The 2427-nt window shown below is 70.6% G+C and carries 1 protein-coding gene and 1 pseudogene; both read right to left on the bottom strand.

Going from position 1 to position 2427, the window contains the following annotated elements; genetic code table 11:
* Positions 1-945 (bottom strand): annotated as a pseudogene (locus tag D7V93_RS41795) (metallophosphoesterase); the annotation flags it as partial.
* Positions 921-2427 (bottom strand): GMC family oxidoreductase (locus D7V93_RS41790; RefSeq protein WP_120648533.1); only part of this gene is annotated, 1507 nt, incomplete at its 5' end. The pseudogene D7V93_RS41795 and the gene D7V93_RS41790, both read right to left, overlap by 25 nt.

Below are 2427 nucleotides of genomic sequence, written 5' to 3'. Positions count from 1 at the left end.
TCCCCCACCCGCGACGATCTTCTGCCGCCCCTCCGCGTCCTCGTGCCGGCGGTAGTGGTGCAGGTCCCCCGCGAGGAACACGCTCACCTTCTTGCCCAGCACCTTCTGCTCCAGGAAGTCGATGTTGTGGTCCATGAAGCCGCGGCCCGCGCGGGGCTGCACCTGCTGCTTGATCCACGCCGGCTCCGCGTTGCAGAGGATGACGCGGTCCGTACCGTGGATCTCCTTGGCCACCTTCTGGAAGAACTCCACCTGCGACGCATCCAGGTCGGAGTCCAGTTGCATGTCCGTGCCCAGCAGCCACCAGCCGTGCGGCAGCCTCAGCGCGAAGTAGCTGCGTTGCTGCTTCGTTCGCCAGCCCTGGGAGCGCCGGCCCTGGCAGAACAGGCGCGTGAAGGACACCAGCCCGTCGTACCAGTCGTGGTTGCCCGGCACCGCGAACAGGTGCGGGCGGTGGCGGCGGCGGTTCAACGCGTCCGCGTAGGGCACCACCGTGCGCGCCTGGTACTCCTCCACGCTCGCGGTCGGGTAGACCTCGTCCCCTCCGAACACGAGCACCTCTCCGCCCTTCGTGGGGTGCACCTTGCCGGACGCATCCCGCACGTCCAGCGCCGGCGCCATCACGGCGGAGGCCACCGCGTAGGTGGAGTCCCAGCCGTCACCCAGGTCCGCGACGTAGTCCAGCCACAGCTCCTCCCGGGGATGGTGGTCGTCGTCCTCCGAGTAATCGAACGCGAGCGGCTGGGGCCGGGCCACCGCGTCCAGCAGCCGCCGGTCCGCCTGCCGCCCGATGGTCCCCGACAGCAGCGTCTTCATGCCCGTCTTCGCGAGTACGCCCGGGTCGTACCACGCCACCATCGGCTTTCCCGGAGGCACGTCCGGAAGGGGCCCGGGCTTCTCGCGAAGGCCCGGGAGGGTGCTCACATCGGGGGTGCGGACTGCCATGGTCGCTCCTCCGTCCGGTCCCGGGCGCGGCCAGGCGCGGCGCGGAAGTGGGCGTCGATGAGGTGATCCGCGAAGCGATCCGCCAGCGCGGCGATGGTGAGGCTGGGGTTGGGACCGGTGGGGCCCGGCATCATCGCGCCGTCGACCACGTACAGGCCGGGGTGCCCGAAGGCCTCCCCCGACGCATCCACCACGCCCGACGAGGGCGCGCGGCCCATGGGACAGCCGCCCAGCGGGTGCACGGTGATGACCCGGCTCAGGTAGCTGAGCGGGTTGTCCACCAGCGTCCCCTCGAGCGTGCGGGCGATGTCCGCCATCGATTCGCGCAGCCGGTCGAAATACTGGCGCGAGCCCTTCAGTCGCCAGTCGATGTCCAACATCCCGTCCGCGGTCAGCCGCATGTGCCCATCGGGAATGTCGCGCCCCATGCCCAGCATCGGCAGCGACGTCGCGGAGCCCAGGGAGTCACCCAGCAGCTCGGCGATCTCCTCGCTCACGTCCGAGTCCCGCGTGAGGCCCGTCCACCCGCGCACGAGCCGCCACGCCAGGCGCAGGCCACGGTGCACCAGGCGCGCCTGGTGCGCGCCCTCGTAGAGCCAGTTGACGAACTCCGGGTAGCCCGCGTCCTCGATGTAGTAGCCCCGGCCCGTACCGCCCTCCTCCTGGCCCCGGAAGTGGAGCGCGCTGGTGATGACCGGGCCGTGCCCGCCATCCAGGACGCGCGGCAGCTTCTTGCCCGTGCTCGTGTCGTGGCACTCCCGCAGGAAGCCCAGCAGGTCCCCGTTGCCGCAGAAGCGCGAGCCCAGCTGGTGACTCATCGCGGGGAAGTGCCGCCGGTTCTTCAGGAGCAGGTACGTGCTGCCGAACGTGCCCGCCGCCATCACCAGCCGGTCCGCCGTCACGGTGGTGCGGGGCACCAGCGACCGCGGCCCTTCGCGCGGCGTGCCTTCCGTGACGTCGCTGTGATCCAGGTACTGCACGACGTAGCCCCCACCGTCGGCGGGCCACAGCTCCGTCACCTCCGCGCGCGTGCGCAGCTCCGCCCCGGCGCGCTTCGCCGCGGAGAGGTACGTGTAGTCGAGCGTGTTCTTGCTGCCGGAGTTGCAACCGATGTCGCACTCGCCGCAGAGATGACAGGTGGTGCGCGTGCGGCCGTGGAGGTTGGGATGCTCCTCGCGGATGGGCACGCCCGTCATGGGCACCTCGCCGGGGTTTCCGAACGTCACCGCCAGCGGGGGAAGCTGCCAGTCGGCGGCGCGGCCCATGCGCTGGGCGGCGAGCTTCATGGCCTGCGTCTTCGCGGTGGATTTGTAGGGCTCGTGCTCCAGCGGGTAGCGCTGCGCGGCCATCATCTTCTCCACCGCGTCGTAGTGCGCCTCCAGGTCCGCGCGGGTGACGGGCCAGTCCTCGTAGCTGCCGTCGCGCGGATCCTCGTGGATGAAGGTCTCCTCCTCCTTGCGCAGGAGCACGTTGGCGTAGATG

The sequence above is a fragment of the Corallococcus llansteffanensis genome, assembly GCF_003612055.1.
Lineage (GTDB): Bacteria > Myxococcota > Myxococcia > Myxococcales > Myxococcaceae > Corallococcus > Corallococcus llansteffanensis.
The sequence above is the reverse complement of the archived record's forward strand: the minus strand, read 5'-3'. Positions and strand labels throughout refer to the sequence as shown.